Origin of the sequence: Vibrio sp. S17_S38 (assembly GCF_014694375.1) — a bacterium.
Taxonomy (GTDB): domain Bacteria; phylum Pseudomonadota; class Gammaproteobacteria; order Enterobacterales; family Vibrionaceae; genus Vibrio.
Window position 1 is genome coordinate 126,346 of record NZ_JAAUWW010000001.1, and the last position, 17,677, is coordinate 144,022.

The following is a 17,677-nucleotide window of genomic DNA, read 5'->3' on the forward strand; positions in this document are numbered from 1 at the left end:
TTTTCTTTCTGGCTAATGGATAATTCATTGCCATTTTTAATATCTCCTTAGAACTTGGAGCTATGGCTGCAAACTCGAAGGGAATAGTTAGAGGATTACTTCTCATGTCTCGTACTATTATGCTTGTTCCTGTAAGCGCTGGTGTTGGTCTGACTAGCGTGAGCTTGGGTGTTTTACGCTCTATGGAGCGTAAAGGTGTAAATGTTTCTTTCTTCAAACCAATCGCACAACCTCGCGGTGGGAATGATGTTCCTGATCTTACTTCAAGCATTATTTCAGCAAGTAGCGATCTCAAAATTGCAGAATCAACACCAATGTCTGAAGCTGAATCGTTGATCAGTAATGAAAAAATGGATGTACTGCTAGAACAAATCGTTGAACGTTACAATACCGTCAGTGCCAGTACTGAAGTAGTGTTAATCGAAGGTTTAGTCCCAACTCGTAAGCATCCATTTGCGAATCAAGTAAATGCTGAAATCGCTAAAACTCTTGGTGCTGAAATCGTATTTGTAGCCACACCTGGCACCAATAATCCATCACAATTGAAAGATCGAATTGATCTTGCTTGTTCTAATTTTGGTGGCACGAAAAATAAAAACATTTCAGGCGTTATCATCAACAAACTGAATGCCCCTGTTGATGATGATGGTCGTACTCGCCCAGATCTATCTGAAATCTTCAACGAAAATAGTGTTCATTCGAATATTGAAGTAATGCAAATTTTCAACTCTAGCCCAATCCGAGTTTTAGGTTGTGTGCCGTGGAATGTTGAATTAATTGCAACTCGCGCAATCGATATGGCGAAACATTTAAATGCGGATATCATAAATGCTGGCGAAATTAATACTCGTCGTATTAAGAGCATTACGTTCTGTGCACGCTCACTACCAAACATGATTGAGCACTTCCGTCCAGGTTCATTATTAGTGACTTCAGCTGACCGCCCAGACGTTATCGTTGCCGCAGCACTTGCGTCAATGAATGGGGTTGAAATTGGCGCTATCTTGCTAACTGGTGGCTACGATATTCCTGAGCAAATCGTTGACCTATGTAAACCGGCATTTGAATCTGGTTTACCTATCTTCAAGGCTCAAGGTAACACTTGGCAGACTTCTCTGAATCTACAGAGCTTCAACCTTGAAGTACCCGCAGATGATAAATCTCGTATCGAATTCATCAACGATCACGTAGCAAGTCATATTGATGGTCCTTGGATTGATTCATTATCTGAAGGCACTGAAGGTATTCGCCGTTTAAGCCCACCAGCTTTCCGTTACCAGTTAACAGAATTTGCTCGTCGCGCTGGCAAGCGTATCGTTCTTCCTGAAGGTGATGAACCACGAACCGTAAAAGCAGCAGCTATCTGTGCAGAGCGTGGCATTGCTACTTGTGTACTACTTGGTAACCCAGCTGAAATCCGCCGCGTTGCAGCCCAGCAAGGTGTTGAACTTGGCGCTGGCGTTGAAATCATCGATTCTGCAAAAGTACGTGAAAATTACGTAGCACGTTTAGTCGAGCTTCGTGGCGCGAAAGGTATGACCGAAGTAGTTGCTCGAGAAAAACTGGAAGACTCAGTATTCTTAGGCACGATGATGCTTGAAAGTGGTGAAGTTGATGGCCTTGTATCTGGCGCGGTTCACACGACAGCGAACACTATCGTTCCACCATTCCAAATTATTAAAACAGCGCCAGGTGCATCTATTGTATCTTCCGTTTTCTTTATGCTACTACCTGATCAAGTCTTGGTTTATGGTGACTGTGCAATCAACCCAGATCCAAATGCAGAACAACTGGCTGAAATCGCTATTCAATCAGCAGATTCAGCAAAAGCATTCGGTATAGATCCTCGTGTAGCAATGATCTCTTATTCTACTGGCACATCAGGTAAAGGTGCCGATGTAGATAAAGTACGCGAAGCCACTCGCATTGCTCAAGAGAAACGTCCAGATTTAATTATCGATGGTCCTTTACAATACGATGCCGCGATTATGGAAAATGTTGCTGCTTCTAAAGCACCTAATTCACCTGTGGCCGGTAAAGCAACGGTATTTGTATTCCCAGACCTAAACACGGGTAACACAACATACAAAGCTGTACAACGCTCTGCTGACCTTGTATCAATCGGTCCAATGCTGCAAGGAATGCGCAAGCCGGTAAATGACTTATCCCGCGGCGCATTGGTCGACGACATCGTCTACACCGTTGCACTAACCGCCATTCAAGCAAGTCAGCAACAAGGCCAATAATCTCTAATAGATTAGAGCATAAAGGTAAATACCCCCTGTAATGTAGTGATTACAGGGGGTATTTTTTATGTTTACACATTTCAACTCAACAGTAGTCAGGTGACAACCAATCTAATCAATCACGCAGATTGCAGCAAAGATTGACCTAAGTATTCCCCTGATTTAATACCTGGTAAAGCAAAAAAGTAGCCACCACCAAAAGGCTTAATATATTCCTCTAATGGCTCTCCATCTAATCGTTTCTGCGTGTCAATAAAGCCTTTTTGTAAATTAGATTGATAAGAAATGAAGAGAAGACCAACATCTAGTTGCCCCGACGGACTAGTGCTATAAGAATAACTATAACCACGGCGCAGAATTAAAAACTCATCAAACCCATCTGTTTTCGGGTTAGCTAAGCGCATATGTGAATCCAATGGAATTCGCTTGCCCAAAGGATCTGATGCATAATCGGGGTCATCACGCTCATTCACTTTTCCTAATGGCGCTCCACTATCTCGATTTCGGCCAAAAATGGCTTCTTGCTCTTGTAATGGTGTCCTGTCCCAACGCTCCACAAAAAACCGAATCAACCGAATTGCTTGGTAGCTTCCGCCCATCGTCCACTCAGGCTCTTGTTTCGAATTCACCCATAACATTTTATCTAATGCAGCTGTATCAGATCTTGTCGGGTTAATCGTGCCATCTTTAAAACCAAGTAAATTCGTTGGCGTCCTTGTGCCCATTGATGCTGCTGCATATGGTGATATAAAACCATCACGTCGCCAACGTACAACTAATGAAGCGGGAGTATGTTTAATGATATCTCGTAAAGCATGCATCGTGGTATCAGGGCTATTAGCACAAATTTGAATTAATAAATCCCCATGACACCACTCCGATTTTAATCCGTCATTGGGGAATTCAATCATTTGTTGTAGATGAATCGGCTTTTGATCATTAAGGCCAAATCGTTCATCAAATAATGAATTCCCTACAGATACAGTGATGGTTAAATTATCTGGATGAATTTTAGGACCTAATATACCTGAATCCAAAGGTGGATATTGTGCATCTTTATGTGGCGCAACCCCACCTTGCATTAAAAACTCACAACGTTCGGTCAGTGTCTTAAAAAGCTCAACCAAACTTTCCTTATCCATTGCTATCACATCAAAGGCAATAAGCGATAAACTCGCTTGCTGTGGCGTTATGATCCCACTTTGATGTTGCCCATAAAATTCCTGTGAATAATTTTCGCTGTCAAATACAGGTGTTAGTTCAGTGTTGATATTGGCATGACTATTTTCTGCTGTCGCTGCTCGAGCCATACCCGTTAATGCCAATGCACTTCCTGCGACACCTAACATACCTTTTAATATTTTTCGCCTTTCAGGTTCTGCCGACGTTAATTTTTCAGACGAAGCTTGTTGTGATAAAGAATGAAACGGGCAAGTCATGATTATTTCTCTCCCATGAAATGCTGTGAAATTAAGGCTAAATCGTGATTCACTTTTTTACGAACTGGATCATCATTGCTTTGCTGCCATTGCTTCATATGTTGCTGAACTTGGCTCAACAAACTAACATCTATTTTGGTTAACAACGGTGATAAAACATCAACCCATTGTTGAATACTTCCTTGCTCACCTTGCCATTTATTCACAGAAAATTGATTCGATGAAGTCGGCTGAGAAGAATGGCTGCCCGGTTCTGTTATCTGCTGTAATTGAGTGGATACTTCTAGCGCTGTCAGTGTTTGACTGCGTGCCACTGTTTTCCATTGTTCAATTTGCTTATTTAATCGCGTGATTTGTCCATCAGCCAATAAATCCGTTTTATCTATATCGCTAAATGCCCCCATAAGTGAATGAGCACGATAGTAATCACCGGCAATCTCATCGGAGATCACTGGATTATCTTGAGTCACCCACTGGCTCAGCTTTTGTGTTAAACGAATCAAGTAGAATTTATATTCTGCCGCTACCGTGATCATATCTTCTTGATTAATCTGATAACGTATATCTGAAGGATTAGATACCGATAACGTACCTCTTGGGTTGGTTAATAAACCACACGTTGTTTGATATTCACCAGGTTCTAAATTGACCGTCATTTTTTGATAAAAACCCGGTGCAATATTTTCCCGCTCGGCAACCACCATCACACCGTCTAGAATTTCCCACTCTAACGCTCTCATACTGTCATTTTTGATAATGAATTGCGTTTTTCCAGCAGGTAGGTTCATTGTCATTGGTTGACACTGCTTGTCCGTTACAGAGACTTTTACTTGCGGTAATTCATCGGCTTGCGCTGAAATACTAGCAAACCCCATACCACTTAAAAGCAGTAATAAAATAGCCGCTTTAGAGCCGCGGCCATTGTTCGATAACATCATTTCCATTACGACTATCCCAATATCAGAGATGATTAATTTAAGCCTAAAATTCCACGCAGCTGCGATAAATCTTCCGCCAATACAGTAACGGGGCCTTGTAATAACTTACGGTCAGAATCCGATAACTTTTCATATGACTGGAAACCATCACCAACACGATATTTAGCTAATATTCCGTCCACCGTGACAAAGTTTTTATCCACTTTAGCCACCAACTTCGGATTTTCTTGTTCTAATAATGGACGCAATAAATCAACAATCTTTTTAGCGCCATCAACGTTAGCTTGGAAGTCCCATAAATCGGTATGGCTATAACGGTCTTCTTCACCACTGATTTTGGTAGCAGCAACTTCTTCAATTAAACCAGCAGCACCATCAACGACATTACTTGGCGGGAAAGCGAGTTTAGTCAAGCGTGCTTCCAAATCTTTGACATCGGTTAACAGCTGCTTAGCATATTTGTCCATACCATCGGTAGAGTTATTCACCCAAAGTGCATGTTCAATACGATGAAAGCCAGAAAATTTCTCATCATTTTCACCTTTTTCATAATCATCTGCACGCGCATCCATACTTGCATCTAAATCGGCAAATAATTCAGCTACCGGTTCAATTCTTTCATAATGAACTCGCGCAGGTGCGTATAAGGTTTTTGCTTTCTCAACGTCACCATTCTCAACTGCCGTAGTAAACAATTCGGTATCTTTCACTAATTGCCCAACTTGGTCGATCACATACAATTTATATTCTGTCATCGGTTCAACAAGAGCCGATTGATCAGTCGCAGCATTAGCTTGCAATGCAACAGAGGCAAGTAATGAAGGTAAAATAAAACGATTTAGTGCAGATTTCATGTTAAACATTCCTGTGTTTAGTTAGAGGTTCCGTCTTGAACGATCGAAAGTAAAACCAACCTAAGGCTGGTATTAGATATAAGAAATAGGCAAATACTTCACTAAATGTTGGTGTTTCTTGGTAGCCAAATAGGCCTTCAAGTAAAGTGCCAAAAACACTGTGAGTTGATAAAATAGTGCTCGCATCAAAGGCAAGAGATTGGAAATGGTTCCAAATACCAGCTTCATGGAAAGCACGAATAGCACTGGCGGCAAGTCCGGCGGCCACAAATAAGATGAGTAACGCGGTCCAGCGGAAAAAGCTGGCAAGAGGCAGACGAACACCGCCCCAATATAAAAAGCAGCCAAGCAAAACTGCACTGAGCAATCCACAGAGTGCTCCCAATGGCGCCATAACGCCGACATCTTGTGAAAAAGCGGCAATAAGGAAAAAGACCGACTCCAGTCCTTCACGAGAAACCGCTAAAAAAACCATTAATATTAATGCCTTTACCTGACCATCAGCTCGATTAATTGCACCATCGACAGCATTTTTTAATTGCTGATTAATATGTTTACCCGCGTGTTGCATCCAAAACACCATATAGGTCAGCATAACAACGGCTATGGCAGCAACGATGCCCTCAAACAATTCTTGTTGTTGTTGAGGAAACTCACCACTCACCGCTTCAATTACTATCCCAAGTCCTGCACATAAAATAACGGCACAAACAATGCCAAGCCATACATATTTCATCCACTGCTGCTGACCCGTTTTTTTGAGGTAACTAGCAATCAAAACAACAATAAGAACGGCTTCAAGACCTTCACGTAACATAATCAAATAGGGAACAAAAAACATACACTACACTTATCGATAATGAGAAGGCTTATCATTCTAATTACATTCCGAGGTGTGTCAATATGTTTCATAATATTTATATGTGTTACAAGATTTCAAATTAAAGCGATACAAATAGTAAGGACTATTTAAGCGTAGAAATGGATATGAAAAACTATAGGCACAAAAAAGCCAGCAAAATTATGCTGGCTTCCATAGGTTATAATGTAAATAACGTTTATTTAAGCATTAGTTTGAATACCGACAATCAACCAAGGTGCATTTTGAGCCGTTAAATCACGCTCTAAATGCCAAACCTCATCAATGTCCTCTTCAATACCTTCAACCGTATCACGATAGCGGCCACTAAACTGCAAGCTGAGTTGAGCTTTAGATGCATCGTATTCACCGCGCACAATTTCAGTATCCACATACATTACATCAGTATGCTGTTCACCGGTAAGTTGTGCTCGTTCTTCCTTCAACTGCTCAAATAAGCTTGGGGACACATATTCTTCAATGGTTTCTAATTGATTAAAGTTCCATGCGCCCTGTAAGGTTCGGTAATGTTCACGCGATCCTTCAACAAAAGCCGCTTTATCAAAACCAGGAGGAAAGTTGTATGGCACATCTGATTGCCCAGTAGCACCAAATCCACCTGCATTTTGCGGTTGTTCAAAATTTTGCACATTAGGTTGTTCAAATTGCTGACGATTCATCGCTCCAGCAGAATAAGCCGCCTGCGGTCCTCGATTCATCGAGCCTTGTTTGGCGCTCATCATCCCTCTAAATAATTTAAAGGCAATAAAAGCTATACCGGCCATGATCAATATATCGAAGAATTGAATACCTTCAAAACCACCGCCCATAAACAATGAAGCCAATAGGCCACCAGCCAGTAGACCACCTAACATCCCTCCCATCATGCCGCCACGTTTAGTATTAGCCGCCGCTGGTTGTTTATTTAAACTATTGGTATTTTGCACATTTTGTTTAGGTGCTGGCGCTGTTTTAAAGCTTTTACCAAATGATTTACCGCCACCAAAGCGTTTAGCCTCCGCACTTGGCACTGACATCATAGTCACCGTCACCAATGCAACCATCATGACAAGAAAACGTTTCATAATATTCCTTTCTTATTAAATTGAAGAATCTAGAAGCATCATAATCCTTCTCTAACACGAGTCTACCGCTGCTATGTATCAGGATATTGCAAAGACAACTAAAATAGTCAGATAACATCTTGACGCTACACTGACAACCTCCGTATCATTCAACTAAACTACTGACTTAACTTACGGTTTTCCATGGCTAGAAGAAATGATCACACTCGTGAAGAGTTATTTGCGTTAACGTTAGAGAAGGTAAATGATTTCTTAAAAACACGCCCTTATCACTCATTAAGTTTACGAAAAATTGCCACTATGATTGGCTATGTTCCTAGCACTCTCATTAATGTATTTGGCAGCTATAATTTATTGCTCCTAGAAATAGTCGGACAAACCCTCGATGAACTCTATGTAAAATATGAAGAGATTGAATGCCAAAACTTAACACCTCGCCAAACCTTAGAAGCGTTTTCTCTGTATTATTATGACTTTGCGGTTGCTCAACCACACCGATGGCAATTAGTTTTTGAGCATAACATGCATGGCGATCCATTACCTCCGCATGCAGAAGAAAGAATTTATCGCATAACACAAATATTAGAAAAACAAATTCTTGCGATGGAGCCGATTCAAAATACACAAAAAGTTATAATGACAAGCCGAGTGATTTGGGGAGCAGTACATGGCATTACCGAGCTAAGCATTGGGGAACAGTTTTACACTCAATCCGACCTTGAAGGCAAAGCCTTGATTAAAAATTTTTTGGATAATTATTTTTCTGCATATGAATAGAACATATTAAATATCATTAATTAAGGCAGGCTATTATGTCATCATCTTTATTAAGTAAACGTCGTTTTCTGCCTTATTTTATCACCCAATTTCTTGGTGCATTTAACGATAACATTTTCAAAAACACATTATTGTTATTTGTCGCCTTCGCTGCCAGCAATACTCTCCCCGTTTCCTCCAACACTTTTATCAATCTTGCCGCTGGCCTCTTTATTCTGCCTTTTTTCCTATTCTCTGCCACCGCTGGTGTGCTCGCAGATCTCTATGAAAAGTCCAAACTCATTCGTATCGTAAAATTGGCAGAAATTGTCATCATGCTATTAGCCGCCATTGGTTTTTTATACCAAAGCTACCTAACTCTGTTAATTCTACTTTTTTTAATGGGAACTCAATCCGCATTTTTTGGCCCTGTAAAATATGCATTATTACCCCAACATCTGAAAGAAAAAGAATTAGTCTCCGGAAATGCATTAGTTGAAACCGGTACTTTTCTTGCTATTTTATTAGGTACAATCGGGGCTGGTTTCATTGCCGAATCAGAGCAAGCACAAACGCTAGCGGCAGGAATGGTTATATTATTTTCCGTCCTTGGTTTTATAGCTAGTCTCTTTATTCCAAACGCACCCGCGGTATCTATTCAACACGGCTTTCTCTGGCAACCTATTAAACAAACAAAACAAACGCTCATTATTGCTAAACAAGACAACCACATATATTTATCAATCATAGCTATTAGTTGGTTCTGGTTTCTAGGGGCTTGCTATTTGACACAATTCCCCAACTTTACAAAATTGTATTTATTTGGTAACCAAACCAGTGTTTCTTTATTACTAACATTGTTTTCGGTCGGTATCGCTATAGGTTCACTGTTGTGTGTCAAATTATCCGGCCATCAAGTTCGTTTAAGCTTAGTTATATGGGGTGGAGCGCTCATTTCCATCTTTAGCTTATTACTTGGCGCTACAACCCCTGAATTTATCCCCCCATCAAACTCTTTATGGGAGTTTATAAGCAATCCATCACTGTGGCTGGTCTTTGCAAGCTTACTCGGCCTAGGGATTTCTGGTGGCCTATTTATTGTACCTTTATACACTCAGATGCAAGTCTTAGCGCCGCCTCATCAACGAGCCCAAGTCATTGCGGCTAATAATATTTATAACGCAATATTTATGGTAGCTAGTGCTGTTATTAGCATTATATGCTTGAGCCTTTTTCACCTATCGATTCCAAGCTTCTTTGAGTTGCTGGCTCTGCTTAATGCATTTGTTATCTTGCTTATATATAAAAAAATCAAACATTAAAGTGATTCAATCTAAGTCAACCAATCACCACCAACGTTTTGAATAACTAAACGTAATGTTAAATATATTAAACTTAACTGTTCGTGAAAAATAGGTATGATCAAGATCTCTTTTGCTTCCTTATAATAGGTTTTTCATGACTTACTACCTACGCCAATATGGCCTTTTCACTTTTGCGGCACTGATGTGTTTTACGCCATGGGTCGACTCACCTATTGCGCTCATCATCGGCTTTCTATTAACCTCTTTCGGGTTTGTTCCTCATACTATCCCTTTAACTAAGCTCACTAAAAAGCTATTGGCTTATTCTATCGTTGGCTTAGGTTTTGGAATCAATATTCAACAAGCGATTACTGCAACAGAAAATGGTTTCGGTATTATCGTGAGTACTATTTTCAGTACCTTAATCATCGGCACTTTATTGGCTAAGCGTATGGGATTAGAAAGAGAAACTGGGCACTTAATTGCTTCCGGTACAGCAATTTGTGGCGGCAGTGCTATTGCGGCGGTTGCACCTGCAATTAACGCAAAAGATCAGCCTGTGGCCATGTCTTTAGCTGTCGTCTACGTATTAAACTCAATAGCATTATTCTTATTCCCTGTAATTGGGCATGCATTGGGTTTAAGCCAGACTCAATTTGGTACTTGGGCTGCCATTGCCATTCACGACACCTCTTCGGTTGTCGGAGCTGCACAAGCCTATGGAGAACAATCACTACAGATCGCCACAACATTAAAATTAGCACGAGCATTATGGATTGTTCCAGTCGCATTCATTAGTGCATTAATGTTTAAGAATGACAGCAAAAAAATCACCATTCCATTCTTCATCTTATTTTATTGCGCCGCAATTGTGTTCAGTGATCAAGTACCACAATTTAGCCACGTTTATCATGCCATTTATGACTTTGCTAAACAGACTTTAGTATTGTGCTTGTTTTTAATTGGCTGTGGTATTTCGATTCAGAAACTAAAAGATACTGGCCCTAAACCGATGATTTTTGGAGTGACATTGTGGGTTATTATTTCAGTCAGCTCGTTAGCTTGGATCTTAACTCACATTCAATAATCGTATCTCGCTAATTATTGTTTAACAGCGCATCTAAACATGAGGTTCATATTGAGTCTCATGTTTTAGCACTTTCTTTGTTCGTTGATATTTAAATGCAGCAACAACAACTAATGCGAACGCCATGAACTCTGCCAGAGCAGAAACTATTCCTTCTGAATAAATCGATATTGCAATTAATGTCAATACCGCCACTATTAATGCCGTTTTCATACCCAATCCTTAGCAACTTAATCATGCAATTTCAGTGGAATTAAGTATGGGCCAGCATTGGTGAATGAATAAATTCAGTTTTGGACTAATTAATAACCATTAGTTTTAAATTTTGGTCATTTAATTTTGCAAATACTGATCATAATAATCTTTCAGATCAGCACGAGAAATTTTAATCCCAGTAGAAAGTAAACCTTCAGGCAATAAATAATAGTCATCTGGACACTTAAACTTATCTAAATAAGGCAGCAAAAAAGTTTGGTAATCTGAGGCTTGTAATAATTTATTCGTTTGTAAAAATGCGACAGGACGATGCCCATATTGCTGATTAACGACAGGAATAACCAATACTTGTTGGATAGCGGGATGCTTAACAAGTGCCGCTTCAATTTCCTCACAGTGAATATTCTCACCACCAGAAATAAATAAATTATCGGCTCTACCTAGAACTTCGATTTCCATTAAACCATCCGCAACCTCATGCTCCATACCCAAATCCTTAGTATCAAACCAAGGCTGATCATCTGTCACTAAAGGTGTGCTCTTGCCATAAGACAAGTACCCAACTGCTAATGTTTCACCCGCCACATAGATACGACCATCTTCTACTTTAACTTTACGATGAGGTAAAACATGGCCAGAGGTCACTGAACCATCGCATTTTTTGGCAATCACGTTTGAGGCGGTTTCAGTCATTCCATACCCGACCCAACATTCAATACCTTGCTGAGTCGCTGTTTCTGTTAACGATAAAGGAATATGTGCGCCACCTAACAATACCCGTTTAAGTGAACTTGGTTTCCCTTCTGCTAATAAATTCTGTAGCTGGGTAGGGACTAAAGAAGCATGCGTAACAAGTTGAATATCTTGCGATAACTGACCAGTACCAATAACTAATTGTGCGCCTTGATGAAGCCAACGCCAAATAATCGACAATCCAGAAACATGGTACATAGGCAAACTTAATAACCACGAATCTTCAGTCGTAAATTCAAATTCTGAGGTTAAGCCTTGCGCACTCGCTAAATGCTGACTTGAAGAATGCACTACAGCTTTAGGTATACCGGTTGAGCCTGAAGTAAAAACAATGCTGGCAAGATTGCTGTTCTTGTAATGAGTAAAGTGCATTGACTTAAAGTGAACAGAGCTTGAATAAATGGATGGCTTCGATTTTGAAAAACGAAGTAGAGTTCCAGATAACATCGATGCATCAAGATCAGAACAACCTTCTCCTAACCATATAAATTGAACCTGAATGATCTCTAATTTTTGCTGAATGAGATCTCGTGATTGAGGAGGCATTAATGCACACAAGGCGCCAAGTCGTAAACAAGCTAGGTAAAGGATCACCAAGTCATGATGATTTTTACCAATCGCGGCAACTACACTTGATTGCACGACATCCTGCTGGGATAATTGCTCTGCCATATTTTGAACACACAGATCCAACTGATGCCAAGTATAGCAACCTTGTGGAGTTGTTAGTGCAATGACGTTAGATGATGGCCGTTGTGTGTTCTGAGATGTGGTTTGGCACCAATGCTGAATCAGATCCATCGTTTTGTTACTCAATTTATCCCGCATAATATAAATACATATCTATTAATACCTAAATACTAAGACCTTAATACATATCGACTAGGCACTCGTCCATATTTGCTCTTGCTGCAGCAGTGAGACAACGGGCAACGTACTTTCTGGCCAAGGAACTTGCAATTGAACTTGAAACAATTGCAACGTATCTAAACCTGGCAATTGTTGAGGCGTTTTCCATGCAGCTAAACGGGCAAGTTGTGTTAATCCAATCGTAGATTCTAAACTTGAACTAATCACTACTTGCATATCATGTTGTGCCGCCAGTTCAATCAATTGAAAACAACGAGCAATAGAACCAATTAAGGTAGGTTTAATCACAATGGTATTCACGCCAGCATGACATAAATTCTCAAAGCTAAAATCAGCTTGTGTTGCTTGCTCTTGCACGGTTTCATCCCAACCGATATTAATGCCAGTTTGTTGTGAAAATTGCAGGCTCTGCTCGAAAGTTTGACAAGGCTCTTCTAAAAAAGCAATTCGAGCACGTAGCTCTGGATCAATATACTGGGCAAATTTCAACGCCTTTTCCAATGACCAACTACGGTTCGCATCTAGACGTAGAAAGAGATCAGGAATCGATTCTAAAAATAAATTCACCAACATGCCATCACGAATAGGTTCGTATAAACCGACTTTCACTTTCGCCACTTTTTGTTGCGCTTGCTGCTGTTTTGATAAAAGAGGATCTACCCTCATTTTTTCAAATACAGGCAGTAATTCGTCTGGATCACCAGCACATAATGGCGCCGCAAGATATTGTCCTTGCCCCGGTAATCCACCAGCAAGTTCTAGCTGAGCGATAGATAATCCAAATGCAACCGAAGGGAACAAACTATTAAATTCAGGCCATTTCCCAGAGGATTGCCATATTTCCAATAGTGGCAATAACTGATCTTGTGCCTGATCAACCGACTCCAAACTAAAACTAGGTAATGGCGCAATCTCACCATAAACAGTACGACCCTTTTCAGTCAGCTCAATAATTAAACCATCACGTTGAGATAAACGTTGCTGACGAACAATCACACCGCTGTCCATTGGCAGTTTATAGCGATAAAGAGTGGCTTGGCGAGTTGTTTGCATCATAAGAAACCATGTTAAATAGAATCAATAAATATAAAGTAAAAAGGCATGTAATTATCATCACACGCCTTACTTGAGCATATAGCCATCTTACTTGGATATAGAGAACAGCAAATCTTATCGCTTATTTTTTAAAACCAAGTGACTGGATAAAATCATCAACCAATTGAGCATATTGCTGCGGTTGTTCATTATGCGCATTATGACCAGCATTGGTCACTTCCTTAGCATTCAGACCACTTTGCTCCGCTACCGATTTGAATTTTTCATCATGCTCACCATACAAGTACAATAAAGGAAGTGGCTGTGTTTTTAAGTCATCCAGTAAATAAGGCTGTTTAGATAATGAGGTAGCACGCAACATACATCCTAATTGAGACCCTAAATTATCACTTCTGATCTCAACTAAATCTTCACGCTGATCTTCGGTTAGAGAAGAAAATACACCCTGCTGATACCAGTCATATAACACTTCATCGATGGCTTCGGTCGCAAAACGCTTTGACCAATGCTTATCACCTTCCCAACGTAAAAGTCTATCCTCTTCATTTTGAAAACCAAAACTTCCGCCTTCAAAGATAGCCGCTTTCACGTTCAATTCAGGCAATGCTTTTTTAGCAATCGCGTACATGCTAATACGAGCACCCAAAGAATAACCAACCAGAACTAACGGGGAGTTCAACGCTAAATTACGCTTTTTCAATTGCGCTAATACGGTAAGTTGAATTTGTTGGCAAGCCGCATCAAAGTCAATGACTTCACAGTACTTACTCATTCCATGGCAAGGCAAGTCAACTTGGATCGACTGAGGTATTTTTAGATAAGACAAACACTCTTGCCAATCTAACGTTGATCCTAAAAATCCATGCAAAAAAACAGGAATGGGTTGAACCGAATCCACTTCATTTGATTTATCGACTACTTGGCTATACAACATGATCTTTTACCGCCTGTACAATGGTTTGAATTTGGGTGGATGCTTGCTCTGGTGCCGTTACCACTTCAATGACTAAAGCTGCCTCTGTATCGCCTTGAATAAAACGTTCTACATAATTTTGTATGCTATCTAAACACTGACTAAACTGTGTCGGTTGCGCGTAATCTAAGCCAAATTGTCTTGCTGCAAATTCAAACTGATAGCCGTGTGGCATTTGATAAAGAGTCTGTTTTTGTGCATCAGGAACGGGTAATAGATCAAAAATCGCCCCACCATCATTATTGGTTACAATAACCACATGTGGCTTAGAAACATGAGATAACAGCGCTAAAGAGTTCAGATCATACAATAATGACGTATCACCAATGAGAGTTAACATCGCTTGCTGATTACCTCGTTGCACACCAGTAGAAGTAGCAATAAGCCCATCAATACCAGAAGCGCCTCGATTAGTATAAACCGATGTATCCGTTATCGCACTGAGCATGTCGACAAGACGAACAATCAGACTGTTACCAATGAATAAATCAGCAGAGTTTAGCCGCGATAGAATCTGACCCAGTTGTAGAGCAAGCTGGCATTCAGTTAGCCCCTTATCAACAATTCCAAAATCAACCACTCCATCTTGAGCAGCTAACTTTAACGCCGCATGCTGGGCTACAAAAGCCGCTGCTTGTATATCATCTCCCCAACCATAGAATTCACAACTTTTATTCTGTATTGCACTTTCTAATAATCGCACCGAATCCTCCACTGAAGCAACGGTACGTAATTGTGGCAGATGATCGGGGTTTAGAACACTGTTCGAGGGATCAAATACCCAATAAGGACAAGTATCGTGGTTTGCCATCGAGCGAATCCAAAAACCTAAGCGTTTAGAAACGAAACGAGCGCCAAACTGTAAAATACAATCCGCTTGAGACAACTGTGCTTGGTAACCTTCATGCTGCAGCCAGAGATCATAATGAGCCCAATGACTGGTTACTCCACTTTGTGGATCGCTCAATAAAGGCCAGCCTAACTGTTGAGCTAATTTACGAGCATAGCAAGCTTGTTCAAAAGGAACTTTACCAATAACTATCACACCCTTTTTACGGCCAAGTTTATTTAATAGAGTTTGTTGTCTTTCATTCTCAACTTCAGCAATGCGAATGCTCTTAACCTCATCATTAACTTGATTCATGAGCGTACATTGGTTTGAATTAAAGCCAGCATCCGACAAGGATTTTTTCAAATAAGGTAAATATTGAGATTTCTCTTGCTCAAATTGTATATAAAGCGGCTCAGGATATGGGCAGTTAATATGTAAAGAGCCACCGTGCTGCATTTGTAAATTCAAACCTGATTGAATATTACCTAAACAGTCAGCTAATGATGATTCAATACTTGGGCTTGGCAAATGGATACTTTTGACAACATGGGAAGAAAAAATACCTTGTTGTTGAATCGCTTGATTTGCCCCTACGCCAATAAGATCTTCGGGTCTATCCGCTGTCAATAAAACCAATGCCTCTCCGGTCAGCCCTGTTTCAACTACCGCGGGTAATAGATTGGCAACCGCCGTTCCCGATGTGACAATGATCGCCACAGGTTGTGAAGAACCTTTGGCTTGAGCCGATTTTGCAAGCCCCAAAGCCAGAAAAGCCAGACCTCGCTCATCGAAATGCGTATGAATAGTCACACCACAACGCTGCGCAAGATCTAAAGCTTCTAAACTTAATGGAGTAGAACGCGATCCCGGCGCAATACAAATGTGTTTAACATCATTGCTAGTCAAAACGTCTAAAATAGCTTGTGCCCAAATACGGTTGATTCCAGCCTGACTCACGCGGGCTCCTCATTATCATTATGTTCCGAAATAAGGCTTAGTAAGGTCGCCGTTTTACGATTAAGCTCTTGCCATTCATATTCGGCTTCAGAACCGGTTACAATCCCAGCCCCAGCATAAAGCTTCACCGCATTGTCATTGATCAACGCACTGCGAATCGCAACACAAAACTCGGCTTTTTCATGCCCAAAATATCCTACAGAGCCACTATACCAACCTCGAGTAAATGGCTCATTCATTCGAATAAATTGAATTGCGTCCTCTCTCGGCAACCCTGCCATGGCTGCAGTAGGTTGCAAAGCCGAAAGTAAATGTATCCCTTTAATTCCAAATTTAAGTCTGGCATGAATACGCCGGATAAGATGCTGAACTTTTCTGAGTCGAATCAACTGCACATCAGTTTGAACATCAATACTTTCAGTATGAGGCGCTAAACATTGAACAATATCATCCACCACAATTTGATTTTCACGCAAATTCTTATCATCCGATAATAGCCATTGTGACAAGCGCGCATCTTCATCAGGATTATCGCTGCGACCAATCGTACCTGCTAATGCCTCTGTTTCTAACATATCGTCAATCCGGTTGTACAAACGCTCCGGTGTCGAACCGGTAAAACCGTGATGCTCAGAAAACGATAGTAAAAAATGAAAACTATTGTGGTTAATTGCCCGACTTGCTTTTAAAAGATGAGAAGCTTTAATCGGGATTGGTAACTCAACTCGCGTTTTTCTAGCCAAGACTACCTTTTCAAATTCATCGCGATTTATAGCCGTTAATGCTTTATTGACTATATGCTGCCATTCGTTAAATTGAGGAGAGTAATGAATGGTGCCAACTTGAGTCTGTAGTGGAGGAATCTCGCTATAATCCATTTTTAATTGATATAGCGCATGTAAGATTCGTTGTGGATCATTCGATAAGTTAACGTTTAGAGTCCAGATTTCATCCTGTCGACTCAATTCAATAATCGGTAGGAAGAAATAGCATGACTGGCGCTGAGTCTTCGATTGCTCATGGTCAAAAGCCTTACCACCCCACACTCTTTGATTATCACCTAAAATAGTATACGCAGCGAGAGGGTTGGTAAATGAATGCAATTGATCTAACACGACAACTTCTTCACGACTGTCACGAGACTGCCAATAAAACTTAGGAAATAAAGGCTGGGCTTCTAACCAATCAATGCAATTAAAATCACTTGGCATGGCAACCACTTCACTCAGCCGATTTCCGTCCTGTATTTGTTCGCTTTCTACTCGCTCAATTAAAGATAAAATCACTCGATGCAATTCAGACAAGCCAACCTCTCAATCTATTTTTTCTACTTAAAGTTTAAACCAAATTTTTGATTATTCTAATGGTTAGCCACTTGATATGACAGCGCTTTTGGATCTAATTAGGCCACAATTTAATTATTCAGTTACCTCAAATCAAGCAATCAGCTGA

The 17,677-nt window shown here is 40.5% G+C and carries 14 protein-coding genes and 1 pseudogene; 4 read left to right on the plus strand and 11 right to left on the minus strand.

Features of this window, described 5'->3' with window-relative positions:
• Positions 1-104 precede the first annotated feature (104 nt).
• Positions 105-2,246, plus strand: a complete 2,142-nt coding sequence (pta, locus tag HC725_RS00575) for a phosphate acetyltransferase (protein ID WP_190329819.1) — start codon at positions 105-107, stop codon at positions 2,244-2,246.
• A gap of 119 nt (positions 2,247-2,365) precedes the next feature.
• Here the strand turns inward: pta and efeB are convergent, their stop codons facing one another.
• The 5 genes from efeB to HC725_RS00600 all read right to left on the minus strand — a co-directional run bounded on the left by efeB (position 2,366) and on the right by HC725_RS00600 (position 7,421).
• Positions 2,366-3,685, minus strand: coding sequence for an iron uptake transporter deferrochelatase/peroxidase subunit (gene efeB, locus HC725_RS00580; RefSeq protein WP_190329820.1), 1,320 nt, complete (start codon positions 3,683-3,685; stop codon positions 2,366-2,368).
• Positions 3,686-3,687: 2 nt separating this feature from the next.
• Entirely contained in the window at positions 3,688-4,629 is a 942-nt protein-coding gene (locus HC725_RS16780; protein ID WP_274601364.1) for a cupredoxin domain-containing protein, read from the minus strand.
• A 26-nt stretch (positions 4,630-4,655) separates the two neighbouring features.
• Positions 4,656-5,477, minus strand: a complete 822-nt coding sequence (gene efeO / locus HC725_RS00590) for an iron uptake system protein EfeO (protein WP_190329821.1) — start codon at positions 5,475-5,477, stop codon at positions 4,656-4,658.
• 1 nt (position 5,478) lies between these two features.
• Complete coding sequence (gene efeU, locus HC725_RS00595; protein ID WP_190329822.1) at positions 5,479-6,318, minus strand: iron uptake transporter permease EfeU; 840 nt, start codon at positions 6,316-6,318, stop codon at positions 5,479-5,481.
• Between the two features lie 221 nt (positions 6,319-6,539).
• A complete protein-coding gene (locus HC725_RS00600; protein WP_190329823.1) occupies positions 6,540-7,421 on the minus strand; it encodes a Tim44 domain-containing protein in 882 nt (293 codons plus the stop codon).
• Positions 7,422-7,604: 183 nt separating this feature from the next.
• Between HC725_RS00600 and HC725_RS00605 the strand changes: the two genes are divergently transcribed.
• The 3 genes and pseudogenes from HC725_RS00605 to HC725_RS00615 all read left to right on the plus strand — a co-directional run bounded on the left by HC725_RS00605 (position 7,605) and on the right by HC725_RS00615 (position 10,568).
• Positions 7,605-8,198 (plus strand): TetR/AcrR family transcriptional regulator, encoded by a 594-nt coding sequence (locus tag HC725_RS00605; RefSeq protein WP_190329824.1) that lies wholly within the window; start codon positions 7,605-7,607, stop codon positions 8,196-8,198.
• Positions 8,199-8,233: 35 nt separating this feature from the next.
• Positions 8,234-9,490: pseudogene (locus HC725_RS00610) on the plus strand (MFS transporter); the annotation flags it as partial.
• Between the two features lie 145 nt (positions 9,491-9,635).
• Positions 9,636-10,568: a YeiH family protein gene (locus HC725_RS00615; protein WP_190329826.1), complete on the plus strand. Its 933-nt coding sequence runs from the start codon at positions 9,636-9,638 to the stop codon at positions 10,566-10,568.
• A 33-nt stretch (positions 10,569-10,601) separates the two neighbouring features.
• Here the strand turns inward: HC725_RS00615 and HC725_RS00620 are convergent, their stop codons facing one another.
• The 6 genes from HC725_RS00620 to HC725_RS00645 form a co-directional block, all read right to left on the minus strand.
• Positions 10,602-10,781 carry a hypothetical protein gene (locus HC725_RS00620; RefSeq protein WP_190330012.1) on the minus strand — a complete coding sequence of 60 codons (180 nt, stop codon included), beginning with the start codon at positions 10,779-10,781 and terminating at the stop codon, positions 10,602-10,604.
• A 120-nt stretch (positions 10,782-10,901) separates the two neighbouring features.
• Complete coding sequence (gene menE / locus HC725_RS00625; RefSeq protein WP_238928389.1) at positions 10,902-12,353, minus strand: o-succinylbenzoate--CoA ligase; 1,452 nt, start codon at positions 12,351-12,353, stop codon at positions 10,902-10,904.
• Positions 12,354-12,419: 66 nt separating this feature from the next.
• Positions 12,420-13,460 (minus strand): o-succinylbenzoate synthase, encoded by a 1,041-nt coding sequence (gene menC / locus HC725_RS00630; RefSeq protein WP_190329997.1) that lies wholly within the window; start codon positions 13,458-13,460, stop codon positions 12,420-12,422.
• A 124-nt stretch (positions 13,461-13,584) separates the two neighbouring features.
• Positions 13,585-14,397, minus strand: a complete 813-nt coding sequence (gene menH, locus HC725_RS00635; RefSeq protein ID WP_190329827.1) for a 2-succinyl-6-hydroxy-2,4-cyclohexadiene-1-carboxylate synthase — start codon at positions 14,395-14,397, stop codon at positions 13,585-13,587.
• Positions 14,387-16,225 carry a 2-succinyl-5-enolpyruvyl-6-hydroxy-3-cyclohexene-1-carboxylic-acid synthase gene (menD, locus tag HC725_RS00640; protein WP_190329828.1) on the minus strand — a complete coding sequence of 613 codons (1,839 nt, stop codon included), beginning with the start codon at positions 16,223-16,225 and terminating at the stop codon, positions 14,387-14,389. Before menD ends, menH begins: the two co-directional genes overlap by 11 nt.
• Positions 16,222-17,529 (minus strand): isochorismate synthase, encoded by a 1,308-nt coding sequence (locus HC725_RS00645; RefSeq protein WP_190329829.1) that lies wholly within the window; start codon positions 17,527-17,529, stop codon positions 16,222-16,224. Before HC725_RS00645 ends, menD begins: the two co-directional genes overlap by 4 nt.
• Between the last annotated feature and the right edge of the window lie 148 nt (positions 17,530-17,677).